Genomic DNA, 18,714 nt, shown 5'->3' on the forward strand with positions numbered 1-18,714 from the left:
ACTACCGGTCGAACAGCGACGACGGCGCGAAGCTGACGATGAAAGGTTCCGTGACAGAGAACAATTCATCCTCGGTCGCTGTCTGGATGTTGACGAGACGGCCGTCCCGCAGCGTCCACGCGCTGATCGTCGGGCCCTCCGGATCGACAACCCAGTAGTGCGGGCAACCGGCCCGCTCCAACCGGTCCTTCTTGAGCAACAGATCGATACCCCGCGTCGACGGCGACAGCACCTCGATGGCCAGCAGCGGCGGTCCGGGCAGGTCGTTGTCGGTGAATTGATCGCGGCGGGCCACCAGCAGATCGGGCTGAATCACGGAGTCGTCGGCCAGCACCACGTCGACCGGTGCCGACAGCACCTTCAACTCCGGTGGACACGCCTCGAACAGCAGCACACCGAGCCGCATCACGGCGTCCTGATGACGGATCTGCGGTGCGGGACTCACGATCAGTGACCCGTCGATGAGCTCGTACCGGTGACCGTCATCGGGCACCACCGCGAGATCGGCGCGGGTCAACGCGCGCCGGTGCGGCAGGCTGAACGTGGTCATGACCGTCATCGTAGTTTCTCCCTCCCACCTGGACCATGTAACCGCACGTCAGAGCCTTGATGATCCGCCGAACGAAGAATGTGGACAACTTCCGCACCCGGCGTCACCTGTGGATGGTGAACTTGCCGCACGCCCCTGTCCGTGCCAGATGGCGACATGCGCAGACGACAACAGCCGCGCGAGGCCCCGAAGGGCACTCACGCGGCTGTCGTCAGCGGAGATCTACTCGGCGAGTGACTTACTCGGCGCCGATGATGAACGCTTCGAGCTGCGCACGCGCGACGTCGTCGGCGATCTGCTCCGGCGGGCTCTTCATCAGGTAGGCCGAGGCCGGGAGGATCGGGCCACCGAGGCCGCGGTCCTTGGCGATCTTGGCGGCGCGGACGGCGTCGATGATGATGCCGGCCGAGTTGGGGGAGTCCCACACCTCGAGCTTGTACTCCAGGTTCAGCGGGGCGTCACCGAAGGCGCGGCCTTCGAGGCGGACGTAGGCCCACTTGCGGTCATCGAGCCACTCGACGTGGTCCGACGGGCCGATGTGCACGTTCTTGTCGTGCACCTTGCCCGCGAGCGAACCGGTCAGGTTGGAGGTGACGGCCTGGGTCTTGGAGACCTTCTTGGACTCCAGACGCTCACGCTCGAGCATGTTCTTGAAGTCCATGTTGCCGCCGACGTTCAGCTGGTACGTGCGGTCGAGGGCCACGCCGCGGTCCTCGAACAGCTTCGCCATCACGCGGTGGGTGATGGTGGCGCCCACCTGGCTCTTGATGTCGTCGCCGACGATCGGCACACCGGCGTCGATGAACTTCTGCGCCCACTCCGGGTCGGAGGCGATGAAGACGGGCAGCGCGTTGACGAACGCGACGTTCGCGTCGATGCAACACTGTGCGTAGAACTTGTCGGCCTGATCCGAGCCGACCGGCAGGTAGCTGACCAGGACGTCGACCTGCGCGTCCTTGAGCGCCTGCACCACGTCGACACCTTCGCCGTCGGCCTCGGTGATGGTCTGGCGGTAGTACTTGCCCAGGCCGTCGAGGGTGTGGCCGCGCGAGACGGTGACGCCGGTCGGCGGCACGTCGGCGATCTTGATGGTGTTGTTCTCGCTGGCGAAGATCGCGTCGGACAGGTCGAAGCCGACCTTCTTGGCGTCGACGTCGAACGCGGCGACGAACTCGACGTCGCGCACGTGGTACTGGCCGAACTTGACGTGCATCAGACCGGGAACGGTCGAGTTCTCGTCGGCATCCTTGTAGTACTGCACGCCCTGAACCAAGGATGAAGCGCAGTTTCCTACGCCCACAATGGCTACGCGCACCTTATTGGGCTCACCCACGGTCGGGTTCTCCTTCTTCTCGCGGCGCCACAGCGGACTGCTGCGGAACCGGCTCCTTCTGGGGTGGGGCGCTTATGCCCCGGACACGGCTCTCCTGTGAGTCCGTTTCGTGGAGGTCCGCGGTGACCAGTCCCGGGTCGACGCCTGGGGGGCGTCCCTCGGGAAGGTCGGCAGGCCTCCGGTCTTGCGTCGCGGTGTGCTGGGCGTCGGCATTGTTCATGTCCGATGCCTCTGCCGCGATGAGCTCGTTGAGCCAGCGCACTTCGCGTTCGCTCGACTCGAGACTCAGTTCGTGCAACTGGCGGGTATAGCGGTCGCCGGATCGGTTGGAACGTCCGATGAGCTCGCGGAGCCCTTCACGGCGTTCCTCGACCTGACGTCGCCTGCCCTCAAGGATCCGCATCCGGGCCACGGCCGGCGTCCGGCTGAAAAACGCCAGGTGGACGCCGAAACCGTCGTCGGTGTAGTTCTGCGGACCCGTATCGGCGACGAGTTCGGCGAAGCGTTCGCGGCCTGCGTCGGTGAGCTGGTAGACGCGGCGTGCGCGGCGGACCTTGGGCCCGAGGGGGCCCGTGGCCTCGTCGATGATTCCGTCGGCCTGCATCCGTTTGAGCGTGGGGTACAGCGATCCGTACGAGAAGGCGCGGAAGGCGCCGAGCAGGCCGGTCAGCCGCTTGCGCAGCTCGTAACCATGCATCGGGGATTCGATGAGCAACCCGAGAATGGCGAGTTCGAGCACTTCCTCACCCCTCTCGTCACGTTCGTCAGTCAGAACAGGTAGACGGAACACGTCGGTCAAACAGCTCGGCACAACACCTCGCGCCGATGTGATCGCTAATGTATCGCACCGATATGTTCGGCGTCCACATCGGTGCGATCGGTTGTGTCGCACTAGGCGCCCGCCGGGCCGATGTGACCGAGACAACGGCATCGGGGCGGACCCGGCGACCAGGCCCGTACAGGGGCGTCGCACCGGCCGACCACGTACGCTGAAACACGTGCAACGCCAGATCATCGACTACGCCCTGCAGCGCAAGGCCCGGCTCGCGGAGGTCCACTCGGGCCGGCGCGCCGTCGCCGACGTCTGCGACGCGAGTCCCTATCTGCTGCGTGCCGCGAAATTCCACGGGCGCCCGTCGCCGACGCTGTGCCCGATCTGCCGGAAAGAGCAGGTCACGCTGGTGTCCTGGGTGTTCGGCGATAAGCTCGGCCAGGTGTCCGGCTCGGCCCGCAGCTCCGAGGAGATCACCCGCCTGGCCACCTCCGCCGAGGAGTTCTCCGTTCACGTCGTCGAGGTCTGCCGTACCTGTAGCTGGAACCATCTGGTGCAGTCGTACGTTGCGGGTTTGCCGCCGCGTTCGACCCGCAGGCGACGGGTCGCCAAATAGTCAAATAGCGGTCCCGGCCGTGACCGGGTCCACAGGGCTTTGCCCTGTGCCGGTCAAGTGCGTCACAGTGGTAACTGATCGGTGGTGGCCGGGCGATAGACGGCTACGGTGAAAGATGGTCACGGCGCAGATGCCGGCCGGTCGGGAAGGTTGACATGAGCAGCACGAATGGTCCCTTGCGTCCATCGGCTTCCGGTGGCGGCGACAGCCGTCGGGCGGGTTACCGATACCTGGCGTGGGGCGTGGGGCTCGTTGGCGCGATGATCCCCGTCGCCCTGATCATCGGCGTGGTGGCGTTCCTCGGCGTGTACGTCGGCACCGACGTCCCGGCCCCGGGCGACATCAAGCAGGCACAGGTGTCGACGATCGTCAACAGCAAGGGCCGGACCATCGCGCGGATCGTGCCCGAGGAGGGCAACCGCACCGACGTCAAGATCTCGGACGTCCCCGTCTGGGTGCAGGATGCCGTGATCGCCGCCGAGGACCGGGAGTTCCGCACCAACTCGGGCTTCTCCATCCGCGGTCTGACCCGTGCGGTCCGGGGCAAGCTGACCAACAACGACTCGGCCGGTGGTGGCTCGACCATCACCCAGCAGTACGTCAAGAATGCGCTCGTCGGCGACGAGGTCTCGTACAAGCGCAAGTTCAAAGAGATCGCGATCGCGACCAAGATGTCGAATGAGTGGTCCAAGGACGACATCCTGGCCGCCTACCTGAACACCATCTACTTCGGCCGCGGCGCCTACGGCATCTCCGCCGCCTCGCAGGCGTACTTCCGCAAGCCCGTCCAGAAACTGACCCCGTCGGAGGGTGCGCTGATCGCCGGCATCATCCGGTCACCGTCCCTCCTTGACCCGGCCGTCAACGAGGAGTCGGCGAAGATCCGCTGGAACTACGTGCTCGACGGCATGGTCAGCAACGGCGCGATGTCGCCGTCGGACCGTGCGGCGCAGAAATTCCCCAAGACCAAGACGCAGCCCAAGAACAACGGCGACACCACCTCCGGCCCCAGCGGCCTGGTCAAACGGCAGGTGATGGATGAGCTGACACGGCTCGGCGTCGTCACCGAAGACGACCTCCGCACCGAGGGCCTCAAGATCACCACCACCATCGACCCGCAGGTGCAGACCGCCTTGGTCAAGGCCGCCAACGGCAAGCTCGAGGGTGAGCCCAAGAACCTGCGCGACGCCGCGGTCTCCATCGACCCCAAGACCGGCGCGGTGCGCGGCTACTTCGGCGGCAACGACGGCCAGGGCTGGGACTACTCGCAGGCCGGACTGCAGACCGGATCGTCGTTCAAGGTGTTCGCGCTCGTCGCCGCCCTCGAACAGGGCATCCCGTTGTCGCAGACCTACGACTCGTCGCCCTATAACGCGCCCGGCGGACTCACCGTCAACAACTCCGATGGCGAGAGCTGCGGCACCTGCAACCTGGCCACGGCCATGAAGATGTCGCTCAACACCGTCTACTACCGGCTGATGATGGACCTCAAGAACGGCGCCGAGGACGTGGCCGACGCCGCTCACAAGGCCGGCGTCGTCGAGAGCTTCGGCACCATCGAGCACACCCTGCAGGAGAAGAACGGCAAGCCCGAGGGCGGTGTGGTCCTCGGCCAGTACCCGTCGCGGGTCATCGACATGGCCTCGGCGTACGCCACGCTCGCCGCGTCCGGTGTCTACCACGAGCCGTATTTCGTGCAGAAGGTCGAGACCTCCGACGGTGTGGTGCTGTACGAGCACAAGCAGGACAAGGGCAAGCGGGTGTTCCCGGCCAAGGTCGCCGACAACGTGACGGCCGCACTGGAGCCGATCGCCGGCTACTCCAACGGCAACTCGCTCTACGATCCGAACCTCGGTGCGCGCAAGTCCGCGGCCAAGACCGGCACCGCGCAACTCGGCGACACCGGCAACAACAAGGACGCCTGGATGGTCGGCTACACGCCGCAGCTCTCGACCGCGGTCTGGGTGGGCACCGACAAGGGCACCGCGCTGCTGAATTACGGCGGCGCCAATGTCTACGGCAGCGGTCTGCCGGCCCAGATCTGGAAGGCCGCGATGGACGCGGCTCTCGACGGAGAGCCGCTAGAGGACTTCCCCGAACCCGACGCGGTCGGTGGCCAGGCGGGTGTCCCGTACGAGCCGCCGCCGACCACGTACACACCGCCGGCCGACACCGGCAACGACAACTCGCCGCGGACGACCAGTCCACGCGGGCCGACCCGCAACAGACCGCAGATCCCGACGATCGATGAGGACGGCGGCATCACCCTCGCACCGGGCGTGACCCTGACAGTTCCCGGGGCCGGTGATTCGGGAAACGGGGGAGGCGCTGGTGGGGATGATTCCGGCACCGGCGCCGACAACAACACGGGTAATACGGGTGGCGACGACTCTGGCACCGGAGGCAACAACACCGGTGGCGACGACGGTGGCGAAGCCAACAATCCGCCCTTCGGCTGATCGATGGTGATGGCACGGACAGTCGCGTGGTGACGGACGCGGCCGATCACGGTGGCACCACCGCCCCGGCGGTGGACGGTGGTCCGCACACAGCAGGCCCGGACACATCAGGCACGGACACATCAGGCACGGACACATCGGGCTCCGACTCAACGGGCACGGTCGGTGCGGGTTTCGCCGAGGTGGACGCGGGCGGCGGCTATGTGTCGCCGCGGCGCTACGCCGTCGACGACAGGACACTCGTCGACAGGGTGGTGCCGAGCTGGAACGACGACGTGGCGGCCGGCGCAGCCACGCCGATCGGCGGCGGGCTCGGACGGCACGCGGCGGTCGGACGCAGCCGCTGGGTGACCCCGCTGCGGGTGCTCCTGGCCCTGGCGCTGTGCGTGACCGCCCTGAGCTGGTTCGGCAAAGCGGCGTGCCTGCAGACCACGACCACGACCACACCCGCCGGCACCGAGACGCGGCTCACCAACGACAACCAGCGTCAGTTCACCAACCTCTGTTACTCCGACGTCCTCGCCCTCTACCGGGCCGAGAAGCTGAACCGGGGCAACACCTTCCCGTACAAGACGTTCTGGCACGAGAATGCCGACCCCGCAGCCAAGCCCGGTGAGGGGGAGCAGGTCAAGCGGTACATGGAGTATCCGGTGCTCACCGGGCTGTACATGTACGGCGCCGCCAAGCTCGCCCAGTGGTGGGACGCCGCACACGAGAACTGGGGGATCCCGGCGCCGTACGTGTCCGTCGGCTACTTCGACATCGCCGCGCTGGGCCTGCTCGCGTTCTGGCTGATCACCATCTGGGCCACCGCGCTCACCGCCCGCGCCCGGATCTGGGCGGCGTGGATCGCGGCGCTGTCACCGCTCGTCCTGGTGCACGCGTTCACCAATTTCGACGCCATCGCGACCGGCTTCCTCGCGCTCGCGCTGCTGTCCTGGTCCCGGCGGCGGCCGTGGCTCGCGGGTGTCTTTATCGGTCTGGGGACGGCCGCCAAACTGTATCCGCTGCTCCTGCTGGTGGCCTTGCTGCTGCTGTGCTGGCGTGCGGGTGCGGTGCGGGAGTTCTCCCGGACCGCCGCGGCGGCGGTGGCCACGTGGGTCGTCGTGAACCTGCCGATCGCGATCCTCTACCCGTCGGGCTGGCTGGAGTTCTTCCGCTTCAACTCCGACCGGGGGGCCGACCCCGATTCGGTCTATCGCATCCTGTCGGATTCGATTGGTTTCACGTGGAACATCGACCTCCTCAACGCGGTGTCGTTGCTGGGGATGGTCGCGCTGGCGATCGCGCTGGCCGTCGTCGTCCTGCGGGCACCGCTACGACCGCGCGTCGCCCAGGTCCTCTTCCTCGCGGTCGCGGGTTTCCTGCTGATCAACAAGGTGTGGAGTCCGCAATACTCGCTGTGGCTGGTCCCGCTGGCGGTGCTGGCGATCCCGCACACCCGGTTGCTGTTCGCGTGGATGATCATCGACGCTCTCGTCTGGATTCCCCGGATGTCGCTGTTTCTCGACGCTGAGCGTCGCTGGCTTCCCGACGAATGGTTCACCGCGACGGTGATGGTCCGGGCGCTGATGGTCGTCGCGCTGTGCGTGGTGGTCCTCTGGCAGATCTGGCATCCGGCCGAGGACCTGGTGAGAACCGGCGCCGGGCGTGTGGCGAGCGGGCCGGGTTCGCACAGCGACGGTCGGGTGCGATACGACGATCCGGCGGGCGGAGTTCTCGACGGTGCGCCGGACCGGCTGGGCAGGTGGACCAAGCGGCGTAAGGCTCCGGTGGTGTACCCGTGGTCGTTGTCTCCGGCCCCAGCGTTGTCGGTTGAGGCGCTGTCGGTTGACGAACTGTCGGTTGAGGAACTGTCTGGCGGTGCGTCGTCGCGGTCGACAGGAACCATTCAACCGGAGTAGTCACGGCCCGTCTCGCCGGTTCGGCGGGGTTAGGGTGGTCTCTATGACTGGCTTCTCCGGACCGGGACCATACGGCGGCGGACCGCCCGGTCGGCCCAGGCCCGGATATGGGCCCTACGTGGGTGGCCCCCAGCAGAGCGGTGCACCCGGGCAGTATCGATCGCCGGGCGCCTACGGACCACCCCAGCAACCCGGACCCGGGCAGCAGCCTTACCCGGGTGCGCCCCGGCCGTACGGTGCGGCGCAGCCCTTCGGCCCGGCTCAGCAGGTGCCCTACGGCTCCGGCCCCGGGCAGTATCCTCCCGGACCACCCCCGAAGCGCGGTCGCGGCGGGCTCTGGGTGGCCTTGGGCATCGGCGCGGGTCTGATCGTGATGGCCGTGACGCTTGTGCTCGTCTTCGTCGGCGGTGACGACGATTCGTCACCGCCGCAGCGGACCGCAGCCCAGGACGGCACAGCCCAGGACAGCACGGCCCAGAACAGCACAGCCCAGGACAGTGCGGCCCAGGACAGTGCGGCCCAGAAGGATGACGCCAGCTACCAAGAGGCGTTCGTCCAGGAGTTCGTGGTCAACAGCACCACGTTCTCGCCTGGCAACATGACCCGATACCAGCAGGCGGTCGACTCCTACTGCGACGATTCGCCCGACAAGGCCAACGCCGAGAAGGGGATCACGGCTCTCGAGCAGGGGCGGGTGTCGTCGCAGACCGTCGGCACACCGTCGGTGGAGGTCAAGTCCGCGGAGGCGACCAGCGATCGGATCCCCGTCGAGTACTCGGTGAACGTGACCACCAACTCGAAGTCGGGAACGCTCACCGGCACGGTCTATGTGCGGCCCGGCGCCGACAGGTGCGTGATCGAGGTCGTCGAGGACGAGTCCGGGTCCGGCCCGACGCAGACGTTCTGAGGCAGCGGAAGTACGCAAAACGAACTTCCGAGTGTGCTTGAGTAGGTGACAATCCCAAGTCGCTCGGGGGCGGCCTCGACGTAGCTGCCGCGCCCGGTCCCGGTGAAGAGTGGAGAACATCGTGACCGATGGCTCGTGGCCACCTGGCAATCCTGGATCCCAGAGCAATCCGGGAAACCACCAGTTCGGGGGTGGGCAGCTTCCGCCGCAGCCTCAACAGTGGGGTCAACCGCATCCGCAATACCCGAACCCGGGCGGGCAGCAGTTCGGGGGACCGGGCGGGCCACCGAACGCCCCGGACGGCAAGAACCGGACGATGCTGTGGCTGACGATCGGCGCCGTGGCGGTGGCGGCGGTCATGGTGGCGGTCGCGGTGGTCGTGTTCTTCGTCGGCGATGACGACGAGGGACCGGGCACCACTGTCGCCGCCGGTTCCACCACAGGCTCGTCATCGGGGTCGTCGGATCAGGGTGGGTCGGACGAGGTCGACTACGCGGCGTTCGTCTCGAAGTTCCTGCACAACCTGTGGACGTACACCCCCGAGAACATGGGGCCGTACCGCACGGCCGTGGCCACCCACTGCTCCGATTCGCCCAGCAAGTCGTTCGCCGAGATCGGGATCACCGCGATCCCCAACGGCGGGATCACCGCGGAGGTGGTGGGCACACCGACCTTCGAGGCGAACACCGCGGGAATCGTGGAAGGCCTTGTCCCCGTGACCTATTCGATGCAGGTCAAGACCACCGGCTTTGTGGACGGGACGATGCCGGTCACCGGCACGGCGTGGGTGCGCCAGGGCAACCCACTGTGCATCGCCAAGAACGACCGTAACGAGAAGGCACCGATCCCGCTTCCCCCGAACTGAGGGACAAAACAACTCCGCCGGTCACCCTCGGAAAGGGCGACCGGCGGAGTTGTGTGTCAGATACCGCCTGTCTCAGGCAGCGACGACGGTGAGCTGAACCTTCGCGGTGACGGTCGGGTGCAGCTTGACGGCGATCGGGTAGTTTCCGGTGGCCTTGATGTGGGCCTTCGGAAGCTCCAGGTTGCGCTTGTCGACGGCGGGGCCGCCGGCCGACTTGATGGCGCCGGCGACGTCGGCCGCGGTGACCGAGCCGAACAGCTTGCCCGAGTCGTGGGTCTTCACGGTCAGCGAGACGTTCTCGAGGCCTTCGAGGGCCTGCTTGATCTCGTTGGCGTGCTCCACGCCGCGGACCTCGCGGGCGGACTGGACGCGACGGATGTCGTCGACCTGCTTCTGGGCGCCACGGGTGGCCTTGATGGCCAGGCCGCGGGGCAGCAGGTAGTTGCGGCCGTAGCCGTCCTTGACCTCAACGGTGTCGCCTGCTTCGCCGAGGTTCTCCACGGCGGCGGTGAGGATGAGTTTCATGTCAGTCCTCCCGCTTATCGGCTGGTCGAGGTGAAGGGCAGCAGGGCCACCTCACGCGAGTTCTTCACTGCCACGGCGACGTCGCGCTGGTGCTGCACGCAGTTGCCGGTCACCCGCCGCGAACGGATCTTGCCGCGGTCGGACAGGAAACGACGCAGCAGCGCGGTGTCCTTGTAGTCGATGGCAGTCTTCTTGTCCTTGCAGAAGGTGCACGCCTTGGTCTTGGTGACCTTTTCGACGCGGACCTTCCGGCCTTTTTGCTTAGCCAATGGATGCTCCAGTTATGCATTGCGGGTGAGCCGGGCAGTGCGCCGGCGCCCGCCGAATATCAGAAGGGGGGTTCGTCGTCCCCGCCGCCGAACGACGATCCGCTCGCAGGGGCCGAGCCCCACGGATCGTCGGCCACCGGCTGGCTGGATCCGCCGCGGCTTCCGCCGGACGGGGATCCGAAACCACCGCCGCCGCCGCTGCCGCGCGAGGCCCTGTTGACCTTCGCGGTGGCGTACCGCAACGAGGGACCGATCTCATCGACCTCGAGTTCGACGACTGTGCGCTTCTCACCCTCGCGGGTTTCGTAGGAGCGCTGCTTGAGCCGTCCCTGCACGATGACTCGGGTGCCCTTGACCAGGCTTTCGGTGACGTTCTCCGCCGCCTCGCGCCAGATGTTGCAGCGGAGGAACAGCGCTTCGCCGTCCTTCCACTCGTTCGTCTGACGGTCGAAGGTGCGCGGTGTGGATGCCACCGTGAAGTTGGCAACTGCCGCGCCGGACGGTGTGAACCGCAGTTCCGGGTCGGCGGTCAGGTTGCCGATGACGGTGATGACCGTGTCGCCTGCCATGGGAGTCCCCTCGTGTCGTGAGTGTGCACTCGAAGGTCGAGCCGCACCTGGTTCTGTGTGAAGTTGCTCTCCACCCTAGAGCCGGGTGACGACAATCCGGGTTTTATCGGGCGGTTGTCCACAACCGCCCGAGCCGGATTACTTGCGCAGAACCTTGGTCCGCAGCACCGAGTCGTTCAGCTTGAGCTGACGATCGAGCTCGTTGACGGTGGCGGGTTCGGCGTTGAGATCGATGACGGCGTAGATGCCCTCGCTGTGCTTGGCGATCTCGTAGGCAAGACGGCGCTTGCCCCAGATGTCGACGTTGTCAACCTTTCCGCCGTCGTTGCGAACAACGTTGAGGAAGGTATCGAGTGAAGGGGCGACGGTGCGCTCGTCCAGACTGGGATCGAGGATGACCATCAATTCGTAGTGACGCATATGACCACATCACCTCCTATGGGCTAGGTCGGCCACGGACTGTCCGTGGCAGGAGGGTCGCCTGCGTCGGCAACCGCTCCAAGATACACGTTCGCCCCCTGACCGGCGAAATCATGCGATCCCTGACCTGCGACAGAGCTAGTCGTCGTGGGGGACCGGTTCCCCGTATCCCGGGTCGGCCAGCAACACCGCCGACAGTTCCTCGAGTGCCTGTCGCGCATAGCCGTGCCAGAACCGGGCGACCATCGGGAACGCGTACGCCGCCGCCTTGGAGCGGGGATGGAGCCGCCACTGCCAGGTGATCTCGGTACCGGTGCCGACGCTCTTGAACGACCACCGCCCGCCGATGTGGGAGATCAGCGCCGACAGCGGCCCGGTGATGTCGGTGAGCTGATACGAGAAGGAGTACGGCGCGTCGACGTCGACGAGTTCCTCGCGCATTGTGCCGCCGCCCACCTGGGTGATGGTCCGGGTCTGCCCGATATGTCCCCAGGGTTCCGTGTTGGAGGTGGATTTCACCGGGGCGATGGGCCCGTACCAGCGGCGGAAGATCGACGGCTGCGGTGCGGGCAGTGTGTGCTGAAACGCGGTCACGATGTCGACGGGTACCGCGCGGGAACTGCTCAGGACCAAGGGTTGAGCCATATCCGACACCCTAGCCCGGTACGGGGGATTCGGAGCTGATTCCGGAGCGCGGGTGGCGCGTCGCTCTCGGACATACCCGCAGGTCCGGGCCGTGTCGACGCCCCGCGCCACGGCGCGTCGCCGCCACCACAGCGTGGGCGGACTGCCCGCGCCGGCGGGCCACCACTTACCCTGTAGCGCATGCTCGACGTGAGCTTCCAACCTGTTCTGCGAGTCGGGCGCACTTCGTTGTCGCGTCGCGGCGACACCGCCGTCATCGTGGTGGTGTCGCTGCTGCTGACCTCGCTGCTGATGTATTGGTCGTACCTGGTCAAGATCAAATGCGGCGGTCCGCCGTTCCTGGAGGGCGGCCGCAGTTCGCACTGGCCGGTCGGCGACCCCGACGCCGTCATCCCGTGCTACTCGGACCTGATGTTCCTGTGGAAGGGACGCGGGATCGATGAGCACATCTTCCCGTACATCCACGGCGGCATCAACGCCGACGGCAAGCTGTTCGGCGGTGTCGTCGAGTATCCGGTGCTGTCGGGGATGATGATGTGGCTCGGCGCGATCGGCGCCCACACCGACACCGAATTCTTCCAGCATTCGGTGTGGCTGCTGATCCCGTTCAGTTTCGCCATCACCGTGCTCCTGGCCCTCCTGGTCCGCTGGTGGGTCCTGTTCTGGGCCGCCACACCGCCTTTGGTGCTGTACTCGTTCCACAACTGGGAATTGCCGGTCACCGCAACGGCTGTCGCGGCAGTCGCCGTGATGGCCTGGGGCGCCGGCGTCAGCCCGAAAACCGGGCGACGACGATTGTCGTTGCGCACCAGCGCAATCCTCGCCTCGATCCTGTTGGCCCTCGGCTTCTGCCTCAAGATCTACCCCGGCCTGTTCGTCCTCCCGCTCGCCCTCTACGTCCTCACCCGTGGCGAGGCCGAAGCCGACGACGCCCACCTCCGCGACACTCCCACTGTCGACGGTGTCCCACCCCGTGCCGCTTCCACCGGCGAGGGTGCCGAACCTCGCGCGGCTTCTTCGGTTGAGGGTGTCACCCCTCGCGCGGCGTCTTCGGGCGAGGGTGTCACCCCTCGCCGGTTGAGGTGCGAGGAGCGCAAGCGACGAGCCTCGAAACCCGGTGAGACGACATCGAACCAGGCCACCCCGAACACCGATCCGCTGGACTGGTTCGGTGCCGCCTGGGTCGCCGCCGCCGCGGGCATCACGGTGATCGTCGTCCAACTTCCGTTCATGATCCTGGGCTTCGACGGCTGGAAGGCCGCCCTGTCGTTTCAGGGCCAACGCAAGGCCGACGTCGACACCAACTCGATCTGGTACTGGGGTCTGCGGCATTTCACGGACGGCCAGAACAGCACCTACAACAGCCTGGTCGGCGTCCTGTCACCGCTGCTGATCCTGGCCGCGTTCGCCCTCTCGATCCACCTGGGCCGCCGCTATTACGAGCGCCTCGGAACCTTCCCCTGGATCGGTGTCGCGGCGTCGATGCTGGCCGGTTTCATGCTGTTCCACAAGGTGCATTCACCGCAGTACACGCTGTGGATCCTGCCATTCTTCGTGCTATTGCAGATCCGGTGGCCTGTCATCGTCGCGTATCTGGTCGCCGACTTCGTCTTGGATACCACCATCTTCCGGCTGTTCGGCATCTACACGTCGGGTTCGGATATGAAGTGGTGGGTGGTCGGCGGCGTCAACTTCGGTGTGTGGGTGCACGCGGTGGTGCTCTCGTACCTGATCTTTGCTTTCGTCAAATCCCCGCCCCGCGAACCCCTACGCTCAATGCTCACTCCGAAATCTGCTGACAGCTCCGTCGGCGTGCTGTCGCAGGGCCGGTCGGGAGTTCCGGGCTGACCGGCCCGATTCGTTGTCGCCCAAAGGGGCGATCCCGAAATGTATGCGGCGTTGATAGATTCGCACGCATGACTGAATATCGGAAATTGCGGACATCCCATTGGCGTGCATATGGTGCGGTTGCTGTATCGACGATCGCCCTGGCCGGTGGAATGGTGATCGGGGCCGGTGAGGCTGCAGCGGCCGAGTCCATCACGGGAGAGGTCGGCTGTATCAACAGCACCGTGACCGGTGTCTGGGTGCAAGGGGCGTCGAGCACATCAGGTTGGGCGAAGTGGAGTGTCCCGATCGTGCTCGGGGGCCATTCGAAGGCGAATTTCAGTTACACCCTCAACAAGGGCGGTAATTACCAGGTCCACGTCGGATGCGGTGGTACTTCGAAATCGTGGAAGGTCAGTGCCAAATCCGGGTGGGTGTCCGGATCGGGAAAGAAGTTCCGGTGCAACGATATCTCTCCCGCACTGCAAGCGGCCGGTATCGCTGTTCTGAAGAAGAACCTCACGCAGGGTATCGCTTATCAGACCTGTAAGGTCGTGTAACCAACAGAGAACGAAGTGGGCGGTGGGCCGGAAGGACGTCGATGAGCAGTTGGTTGGGTGTCGTGGATCTGACAGCGGGGCAAATAACCTTGCGCCCACTGCGATTGGATGACACCCGGCAACTCGCCGATGTCGTCGACGACCCGGAGCCCTACCGCTGGACCAGCGGCGTCCCCGCCGACGTCGAATCGGCCCGGCAGTGGATCGAGAAGGCGCTCGCCGATCCGGAACGCCGGGTCGCGTATGCGGTCGTCGACAACGCCACCGGCCGGCTCCTCGGCACCACCAGTTTCTACGAGATCGACCAGGCCAACCTGTCGACGTCGATCGGCTACACCTACTACGCCACCGACGCGCAGGGTACGACGGTCAACCCGACCGCCAAATATCTCCTTCTCAGGCACGCGTTCGAGGAGTGCGGTGCGGTGCGCGTGGTGTGGCACACCCACGAGTCGAACGCGCAGTCGCGGGCGGCGATCGCCAAACTCGGTGCGACGTTCGAGGGGCTGCTGCGCAAGCACAGAAGACACGGAACCGGGGCAGGGGCGAGCGCAGCGACGGGGGCCACGACGGGCTGGCGGACGACTGCCCAGTACGCGATGACCGACGACGACTGGCCGGCGGCCCGTGCGGTGCTGCTGGGCCGGATCAACGGTTCGTCGTAGCCGTCCGGGCACCTGTGCATGGTCTCCGTCGTATGTTCACCTGCCGGTCGCTCTCGTGTGGTTGTCCAGACCGGTGGATGACACGCCCGACGTGACTATCCCGACACGCCGCACGATCGAGAATTTTCTGTTGTGGAAACTTGCCAGTGCTCTGACCTGCTGTTACAGCGGTATCCACCGCCAAATTCCCCAGGCTTTCCCCATTGTGTGCACAACGATCCCGGTCGTCTACACAGAAACTCCACAAGCAGTCAACAACTCTGTCCACAGGCCCGGTTGAGAGCGCTGCGCCATAGGGCCTAATGTCTCCCGCAGTGTTTCGGCGGACCGGGGTGCGATCGATCAGGGGAGGATCGGGAGAGCCGCGCGGTACGTCGCGACACGAACCTTCCGGTGCATGCCGGTACGGTCGGGACAGGTCGGATGCGAGTTCGGCAGGCAGTACTGAGGGGTTGACACGTGGCAGTTGTCGATGATCGCGGGGCGGCACCCGGGTCCGACGAGGGACCACCGGAGCAGGACTTCGGTAGGCAGCCCCCGCAGGATCTGACTGCCGAACAGTCGGTGCTCGGCGGCATGATGCTGTCCAAGGACGCCATCGCCGATGTCATCGAGCGGGTGCGTTCGGGCGATTTCTACCGCCCCGCCCACCAGTCCGTGTACGAGGCCATCATGGAGCTCTACGGCAAGGGCGAGCCCGCGGACGCGGTCACCGTGTCGGCCGAGCTCGAGCGCCGTGGCGAGTTGCGCAAGATCGGCGGCGCCCCGTACCTGCATACCCTGATCTCGACGGTCCCCACCGCCGCCAACGCCGGTTACTACGCCGAGATCGTCGCCGAGAAGGCGATCCTGCGCAGGCTCGTCGAGGCCGGCACCAGGATCGTCCAGTACGGCTACGCCGGCGCCGACGGCCAGGACGTCGCCGAGGTCGTCGACCGGGCGCAGGCCGAGGTGTACGAGGTCACCGAGCGGCGCACCGCCGAGGACTATGTGCCGCTCGAAGAGCTGCTCCAGCCGACGATGGACGAGATCGACTCGATCGCCTCCCGCGGAGGATTGTCACTCGGCGTGCCCACCGGTTTCGCCGACCTCGACAAGCTCACCAACGGCCTGCATCCGGGCCAGATGATCATCGTCGCCGCCCGGCCGGGTGTGGGTAAGGCGCTGGCTCTCGACACCCCGCTGCCCACCCCCAATGGCTGGACGACGATGGGCCGGGTCGCGGTGGGGGATTACCTGCTCGACGCCGACGGCCGCCCCACCCGCGTGGTCGCCGCCACCGACGTGATGACCGACCGGCCCTGCTTCGAGGTCGAGTTCAACGACGGTGCGGTGCTCGTCGCCGACGAACAGCACCAGTGGGTCGCCGAGGTCGACGGTGAACGCGTCACCATGACCACCGAGGCGCTGCGTGGGCACGTCGGTTGCGCCATCGTCCGCAACACCAAACCGCTCGAACTGCCTCGCAAGCATGTCGCGTACGGCCCGTATACAGTTGCCGCCCTTGCCGGTATGGCGTTCGATGATCCCGAGATCGCCATGCGTATCGACGCAGAGGGCCCGGTCGACGTGATGACACTGATGGCCGATCTCGGTGGCCTGATCCCGCTGGAGTACCTGCGCGGTTCGATCGCCCAGCGCCGCGCTCTCCTCGCCGGTCTGCTCGACGCCCGCGCCACCGTCGACGAGGACGGCTGGATCATCGTGCCCGCCGCCACCCGCCACATGACCGCGGTGGTCGCCGACCTCGTTGCGGGACTGGGGTACAACTACAAGCGTTCGGCCACCGGCTGGCTCCGCGTCGACGCCGACGATGATGTGTTCACGTTGCACCACAAGGCGATCCGTCACAAGGAGCTGCGCCGCAAGGCTGGTGTGCGGCGCGTCGTGTCGGTGCGTCCGGTGCCGAGCGTGCCGGTGCGCTGCGTGCAGGTCGACAACGACGACGCGATGTATCTCGCCGGTGAGGCGATGGTCCCCACCCACAACTCCACGCTCGCAATGGATTTCCTGCGTTCGGCGTCGATCGGCCATCACCTGACGTCGGCGATGTTCTCGCTGGAGATGTCGAAGATCGAGATCGTGATGCGCCTGCTGTCGGCGGAGGCGAAAATCAAACTCGCCGACATGCGTTCGGGTTCGATGAGCGACGATGACTGGAGCCGCCTGGCCCGCCGCATGGGTGAGATCTCCGAGGCCCCGCTGTTCATCGACGACTCACCCAACCTGACGATGATGGAGATCCGCGCCAAGGCCCGCCGCCTCAAACAGCGCCATGACCTGAAACTCGTTGTCGTGGACTACATGCAGCTGATGACCTCGGGCAAGAAGGTCGAATCCCGCCAGCAGGAGGTCTCCGAGTTCTCCCGCTCCCTCAAGCTTCTCGCCAAGGAACTCGAGGTCCCGGTCGTCGCCATCTCCCAGCTCAACCGTGGTCCCGAACAGCGCACCGACAAACGCCCCCAGGTCTCTGACCTGCGCGAATCGGGTTGTCTCCCGGCGTCGGCACGTATCTGGCGCGCCGACACCGGAACCGAGGTCACTCTCGGCGAGCTTCTGGAAACGGGGGAGCAGCCGCTCGTCTGGTCGTTGGACGAACGCCTGCGTCTGGTCACCCGGCCGATGGTCAAGGTATTCCCCAGCGGCCGAAAGGAAGTGCTGCGAGTCCGCACCGCTTCGGGTCGCACCGTGGAGGCGACCGGCAACCATCCATTCCTGACTGTCGACGGCTGGATTCCGTTGGCCGAGATCGGGATCGGCGAGCGTATCGGCGTACCTCACACCGAGGACCGATCACCGCGACCGGCAGGCACTTCACCCGCGAAGGTGGAAGGCGCCGACGCCCGCACCGTCTCCCGCGAGCTTCATGCGCTCCTGGAAGCACCCGAACTCATCCCGGCCGGCCTCGACGCCGCTGCCGAGTCCCGTGCGCAGCGCGCACGCTCGGTCCTCGCCCAGGCCGCGCACCTCCTAGACGGCATCGACATCGACCTCGACATCAGCAACAACGTCCACTGGGATGAGATCGTGTCGCTCGAATCCCTTGGTGTACAAGATGTTTACGACGGCACCGTCCCCGGCACACACAACTTCATCGCTAACGGCGTAGCCGTCCACAACTCCCTGGAGCAGGACGCCGACATGGTCATCCTGCTCCACCGCCCCGACTCCATCGAACGCGACGACCCCCGCGCAGGCGAAGCCGACATCATCGTCGGCAAACACCGCAACGGCCCCACCGCCACCATCACCGTCGCCCACCAACTCCACCTGAGCCGCTTCGTCGACATGGCCCGCGGCTAGCTGCTGCTGCTGTCGAGATGCAGCGAAGATTAGCAAGAGTGCCCTGCTTGTTTAACAAGCTCCCGACCGGGGAAAAACTGGGCTGACCACTACGTATTGTTCTGTTCTCGTGTCTTCAGGGACGGATTCCTGCTAGATTTGCTGCTAATTCCGCATGGAGTGGTGGTAGCCATATGACTGAGGACAGCGATCCTGAGGCGACCTGGAAGTTTCGGCTCGCCGGATCCGAGAGGATTCGTGTCTGGAGTTGGCAGAAGGATGGTCCACCAGACCTTGGACTCATCTTTCCTGTACGACGGCCACGCTCCTCGGCAAGGCAAAAGCACATCCCTGTAACCGCCTACTCGGTGACGATGGGTGATCATCTTGAGCTCGAGTCTGGTCTGGAGCACGATCTTCTTCGTCGTCTTGATCGGCTTCCGCATATTCAAGCGCTCGTGCCCCAGCCCTGTGTGCTTGTAGGGGAAGGTGCGGCGAGAGTACGGAACGTGCCGGACTTACTCACGGTTTGAACCGCCCCGGGGG

17 protein-coding genes are annotated in these 18,714 nt (G+C 65.9%); 9 read left to right on the forward strand and 8 right to left on the reverse strand.

The genetic code is table 11. The features are described from left to right. Window position 1 precedes the first annotated feature (1 nt). The 3 genes from GOAMR_RS04080 to GOAMR_RS04090 form a co-directional block, all read right to left on the reverse strand. Window positions 2-559, reverse strand: a complete 558-nt coding sequence (locus GOAMR_RS04080; RefSeq protein WP_005183019.1) for a Uma2 family endonuclease — start codon at window positions 557-559, stop codon at window positions 2-4. A gap of 229 nt (window positions 560-788) precedes the next feature. After that, entirely contained in the window at window positions 789-1,883 is a 1,095-nt protein-coding gene (locus tag GOAMR_RS04085; RefSeq protein ID WP_040514324.1) for an inositol-3-phosphate synthase, read from the reverse strand. Next, a complete protein-coding gene (locus tag GOAMR_RS04090; RefSeq protein WP_005183027.1) occupies window positions 1,876-2,622 on the reverse strand; it encodes a PadR family transcriptional regulator in 747 nt (248 codons plus the stop codon). The genes GOAMR_RS04085 and GOAMR_RS04090 overlap by 8 nt, the downstream gene beginning before the upstream one ends. Window positions 2,623-2,881: 259 nt before the next feature. Between GOAMR_RS04090 and GOAMR_RS04095 the strand changes: the two genes are divergently transcribed. The 5 genes from GOAMR_RS04095 to GOAMR_RS04115 all read left to right on the forward strand — a co-directional run bounded on the left by GOAMR_RS04095 (window position 2,882) and on the right by GOAMR_RS04115 (window position 9,406). Further along, a complete protein-coding gene (locus GOAMR_RS04095; protein WP_005183028.1) occupies window positions 2,882-3,271 on the forward strand; it encodes a DUF5318 family protein in 390 nt (129 codons plus the stop codon). A 155-nt stretch (window positions 3,272-3,426) separates the two neighbouring features. Continuing rightward, a complete protein-coding gene (locus tag GOAMR_RS04100) occupies window positions 3,427-5,730 on the forward strand; it encodes a transglycosylase domain-containing protein (protein ID WP_040514325.1) in 2,304 nt (767 codons plus the stop codon). Window positions 5,731-5,912: 182 nt separating this feature from the next. Then, entirely contained in the window at window positions 5,913-7,634 is a 1,722-nt protein-coding gene (locus GOAMR_RS04105; RefSeq protein WP_138943588.1) for a glycosyltransferase family 87 protein, read from the forward strand. Between the two features lie 43 nt (window positions 7,635-7,677). After that, a complete protein-coding gene (locus GOAMR_RS04110) occupies window positions 7,678-8,541 on the forward strand; it encodes a hypothetical protein (protein ID WP_005183032.1) in 864 nt (287 codons plus the stop codon). Between the two features lie 121 nt (window positions 8,542-8,662). Then, window positions 8,663-9,406 (forward strand): hypothetical protein, encoded by a 744-nt coding sequence (locus GOAMR_RS04115; protein WP_138943586.1) that lies wholly within the window; start codon window positions 8,663-8,665, stop codon window positions 9,404-9,406. Window positions 9,407-9,478: 72 nt separating this feature from the next. Here the strand turns inward: GOAMR_RS04115 and rplI are convergent, their stop codons facing one another. From rplI to GOAMR_RS04140, 5 genes are all read right to left on the reverse strand, one after another. Then, complete coding sequence (rplI, locus tag GOAMR_RS04120) at window positions 9,479-9,931, reverse strand: 50S ribosomal protein L9 (RefSeq protein WP_005183037.1); 453 nt, start codon at window positions 9,929-9,931, stop codon at window positions 9,479-9,481. A gap of 14 nt (window positions 9,932-9,945) precedes the next feature. After that, on the reverse strand, window positions 9,946-10,200 hold the full coding sequence (gene rpsR / locus GOAMR_RS04125) for a 30S ribosomal protein S18 (RefSeq protein ID WP_005183045.1): 255 nt from the start codon (window positions 10,198-10,200) through the stop codon (window positions 9,946-9,948). A 59-nt stretch (window positions 10,201-10,259) separates the two neighbouring features. Further along, complete coding sequence (locus GOAMR_RS04130) at window positions 10,260-10,769, reverse strand: single-stranded DNA-binding protein (protein ID WP_005183046.1); 510 nt, start codon at window positions 10,767-10,769, stop codon at window positions 10,260-10,262. A 138-nt stretch (window positions 10,770-10,907) separates the two neighbouring features. Next, window positions 10,908-11,189 (reverse strand): 30S ribosomal protein S6, encoded by a 282-nt coding sequence (gene rpsF / locus GOAMR_RS04135; RefSeq protein WP_005183047.1) that lies wholly within the window; start codon window positions 11,187-11,189, stop codon window positions 10,908-10,910. Window positions 11,190-11,327: 138 nt separating this feature from the next. Next, the gene (locus GOAMR_RS04140) at window positions 11,328-11,834 is read right to left on the reverse strand and encodes an SRPBCC family protein (protein WP_040514329.1); all 507 of its coding nucleotides are present in this window, start codon (window positions 11,832-11,834) and stop codon (window positions 11,328-11,330) included. Between the two features lie 180 nt (window positions 11,835-12,014). On the opposite strand from GOAMR_RS04140, the gene GOAMR_RS25460 reads away from it, so the two are divergent. The 4 genes from GOAMR_RS25460 (at window position 12,015) to dnaB (ending at window position 18,189) form a co-directional block, all read left to right on the forward strand. Next, window positions 12,015-13,682, forward strand: a complete 1,668-nt coding sequence (locus GOAMR_RS25460; RefSeq protein ID WP_005183050.1) for a glycosyltransferase family protein — start codon at window positions 12,015-12,017, stop codon at window positions 13,680-13,682. A gap of 68 nt (window positions 13,683-13,750) precedes the next feature. Then, a complete protein-coding gene (locus GOAMR_RS04150; protein WP_005183052.1) occupies window positions 13,751-14,221 on the forward strand; it encodes a hypothetical protein in 471 nt (156 codons plus the stop codon). A 41-nt stretch (window positions 14,222-14,262) separates the two neighbouring features. Further along, entirely contained in the window at window positions 14,263-14,886 is a 624-nt protein-coding gene (locus GOAMR_RS04155; protein WP_005183054.1) for a GNAT family N-acetyltransferase, read from the forward strand. 459 nt (window positions 14,887-15,345) lie between these two features. Continuing rightward, window positions 15,346-18,189 carry a replicative DNA helicase gene (gene dnaB, locus GOAMR_RS04160; RefSeq protein ID WP_040514332.1) on the forward strand — a complete coding sequence of 948 codons (2,844 nt, stop codon included), beginning with the start codon at window positions 15,346-15,348 and terminating at the stop codon, window positions 18,187-18,189. Window positions 18,190-18,714 lie beyond the last annotated feature (525 nt).

This window comes from Gordonia amarae NBRC 15530 (genome assembly GCF_000241345.1).
GTDB lineage: Bacteria > Actinomycetota > Actinomycetes > Mycobacteriales > Mycobacteriaceae > Gordonia > Gordonia amarae.

Bases quoted from the DNA above. Each gene is read 5' to 3' on its own strand.
- GOAMR_RS04080 (WP_005183019.1), bottom strand. From the start codon at position 559: ATGACGGTCATGACCACGTTCAGCCTGCCGCACCGGCGCGCGTTGACC.
- GOAMR_RS04100 (WP_040514325.1), top strand. From the start codon at position 3,427: ATGAGCAGCACGAATGGTCCCTTGCGTCCATCGGCTTCCGGTGGCGGC.
- GOAMR_RS04110 (WP_005183032.1), top strand. From the start codon at position 7,678: ATGACTGGCTTCTCCGGACCGGGACCATACGGCGGCGGACCGCCCGGT.
- rplI (WP_005183037.1), bottom strand. From the start codon at position 9,931: ATGAAACTCATCCTCACCGCCGCCGTGGAGAACCTCGGCGAAGCAGGC.
- GOAMR_RS04130 (WP_005183046.1), bottom strand. From the start codon at position 10,769: ATGGCAGGCGACACGGTCATCACCGTCATCGGCAACCTGACCGCCGAC.
- rpsF (WP_005183047.1), bottom strand. From the start codon at position 11,189: ATGCGTCACTACGAATTGATGGTCATCCTCGATCCCAGTCTGGACGAG.
- GOAMR_RS04140 (WP_040514329.1), bottom strand. From the start codon at position 11,834: ATGGCTCAACCCTTGGTCCTGAGCAGTTCCCGCGCGGTACCCGTCGAC.
- GOAMR_RS25460 (WP_005183050.1), top strand. From the start codon at position 12,015: ATGCTCGACGTGAGCTTCCAACCTGTTCTGCGAGTCGGGCGCACTTCG.
- GOAMR_RS04150 (WP_005183052.1), top strand. From the start codon at position 13,751: ATGACTGAATATCGGAAATTGCGGACATCCCATTGGCGTGCATATGGT.
- GOAMR_RS04155 (WP_005183054.1), top strand. From the start codon at position 14,263: ATGAGCAGTTGGTTGGGTGTCGTGGATCTGACAGCGGGGCAAATAACC.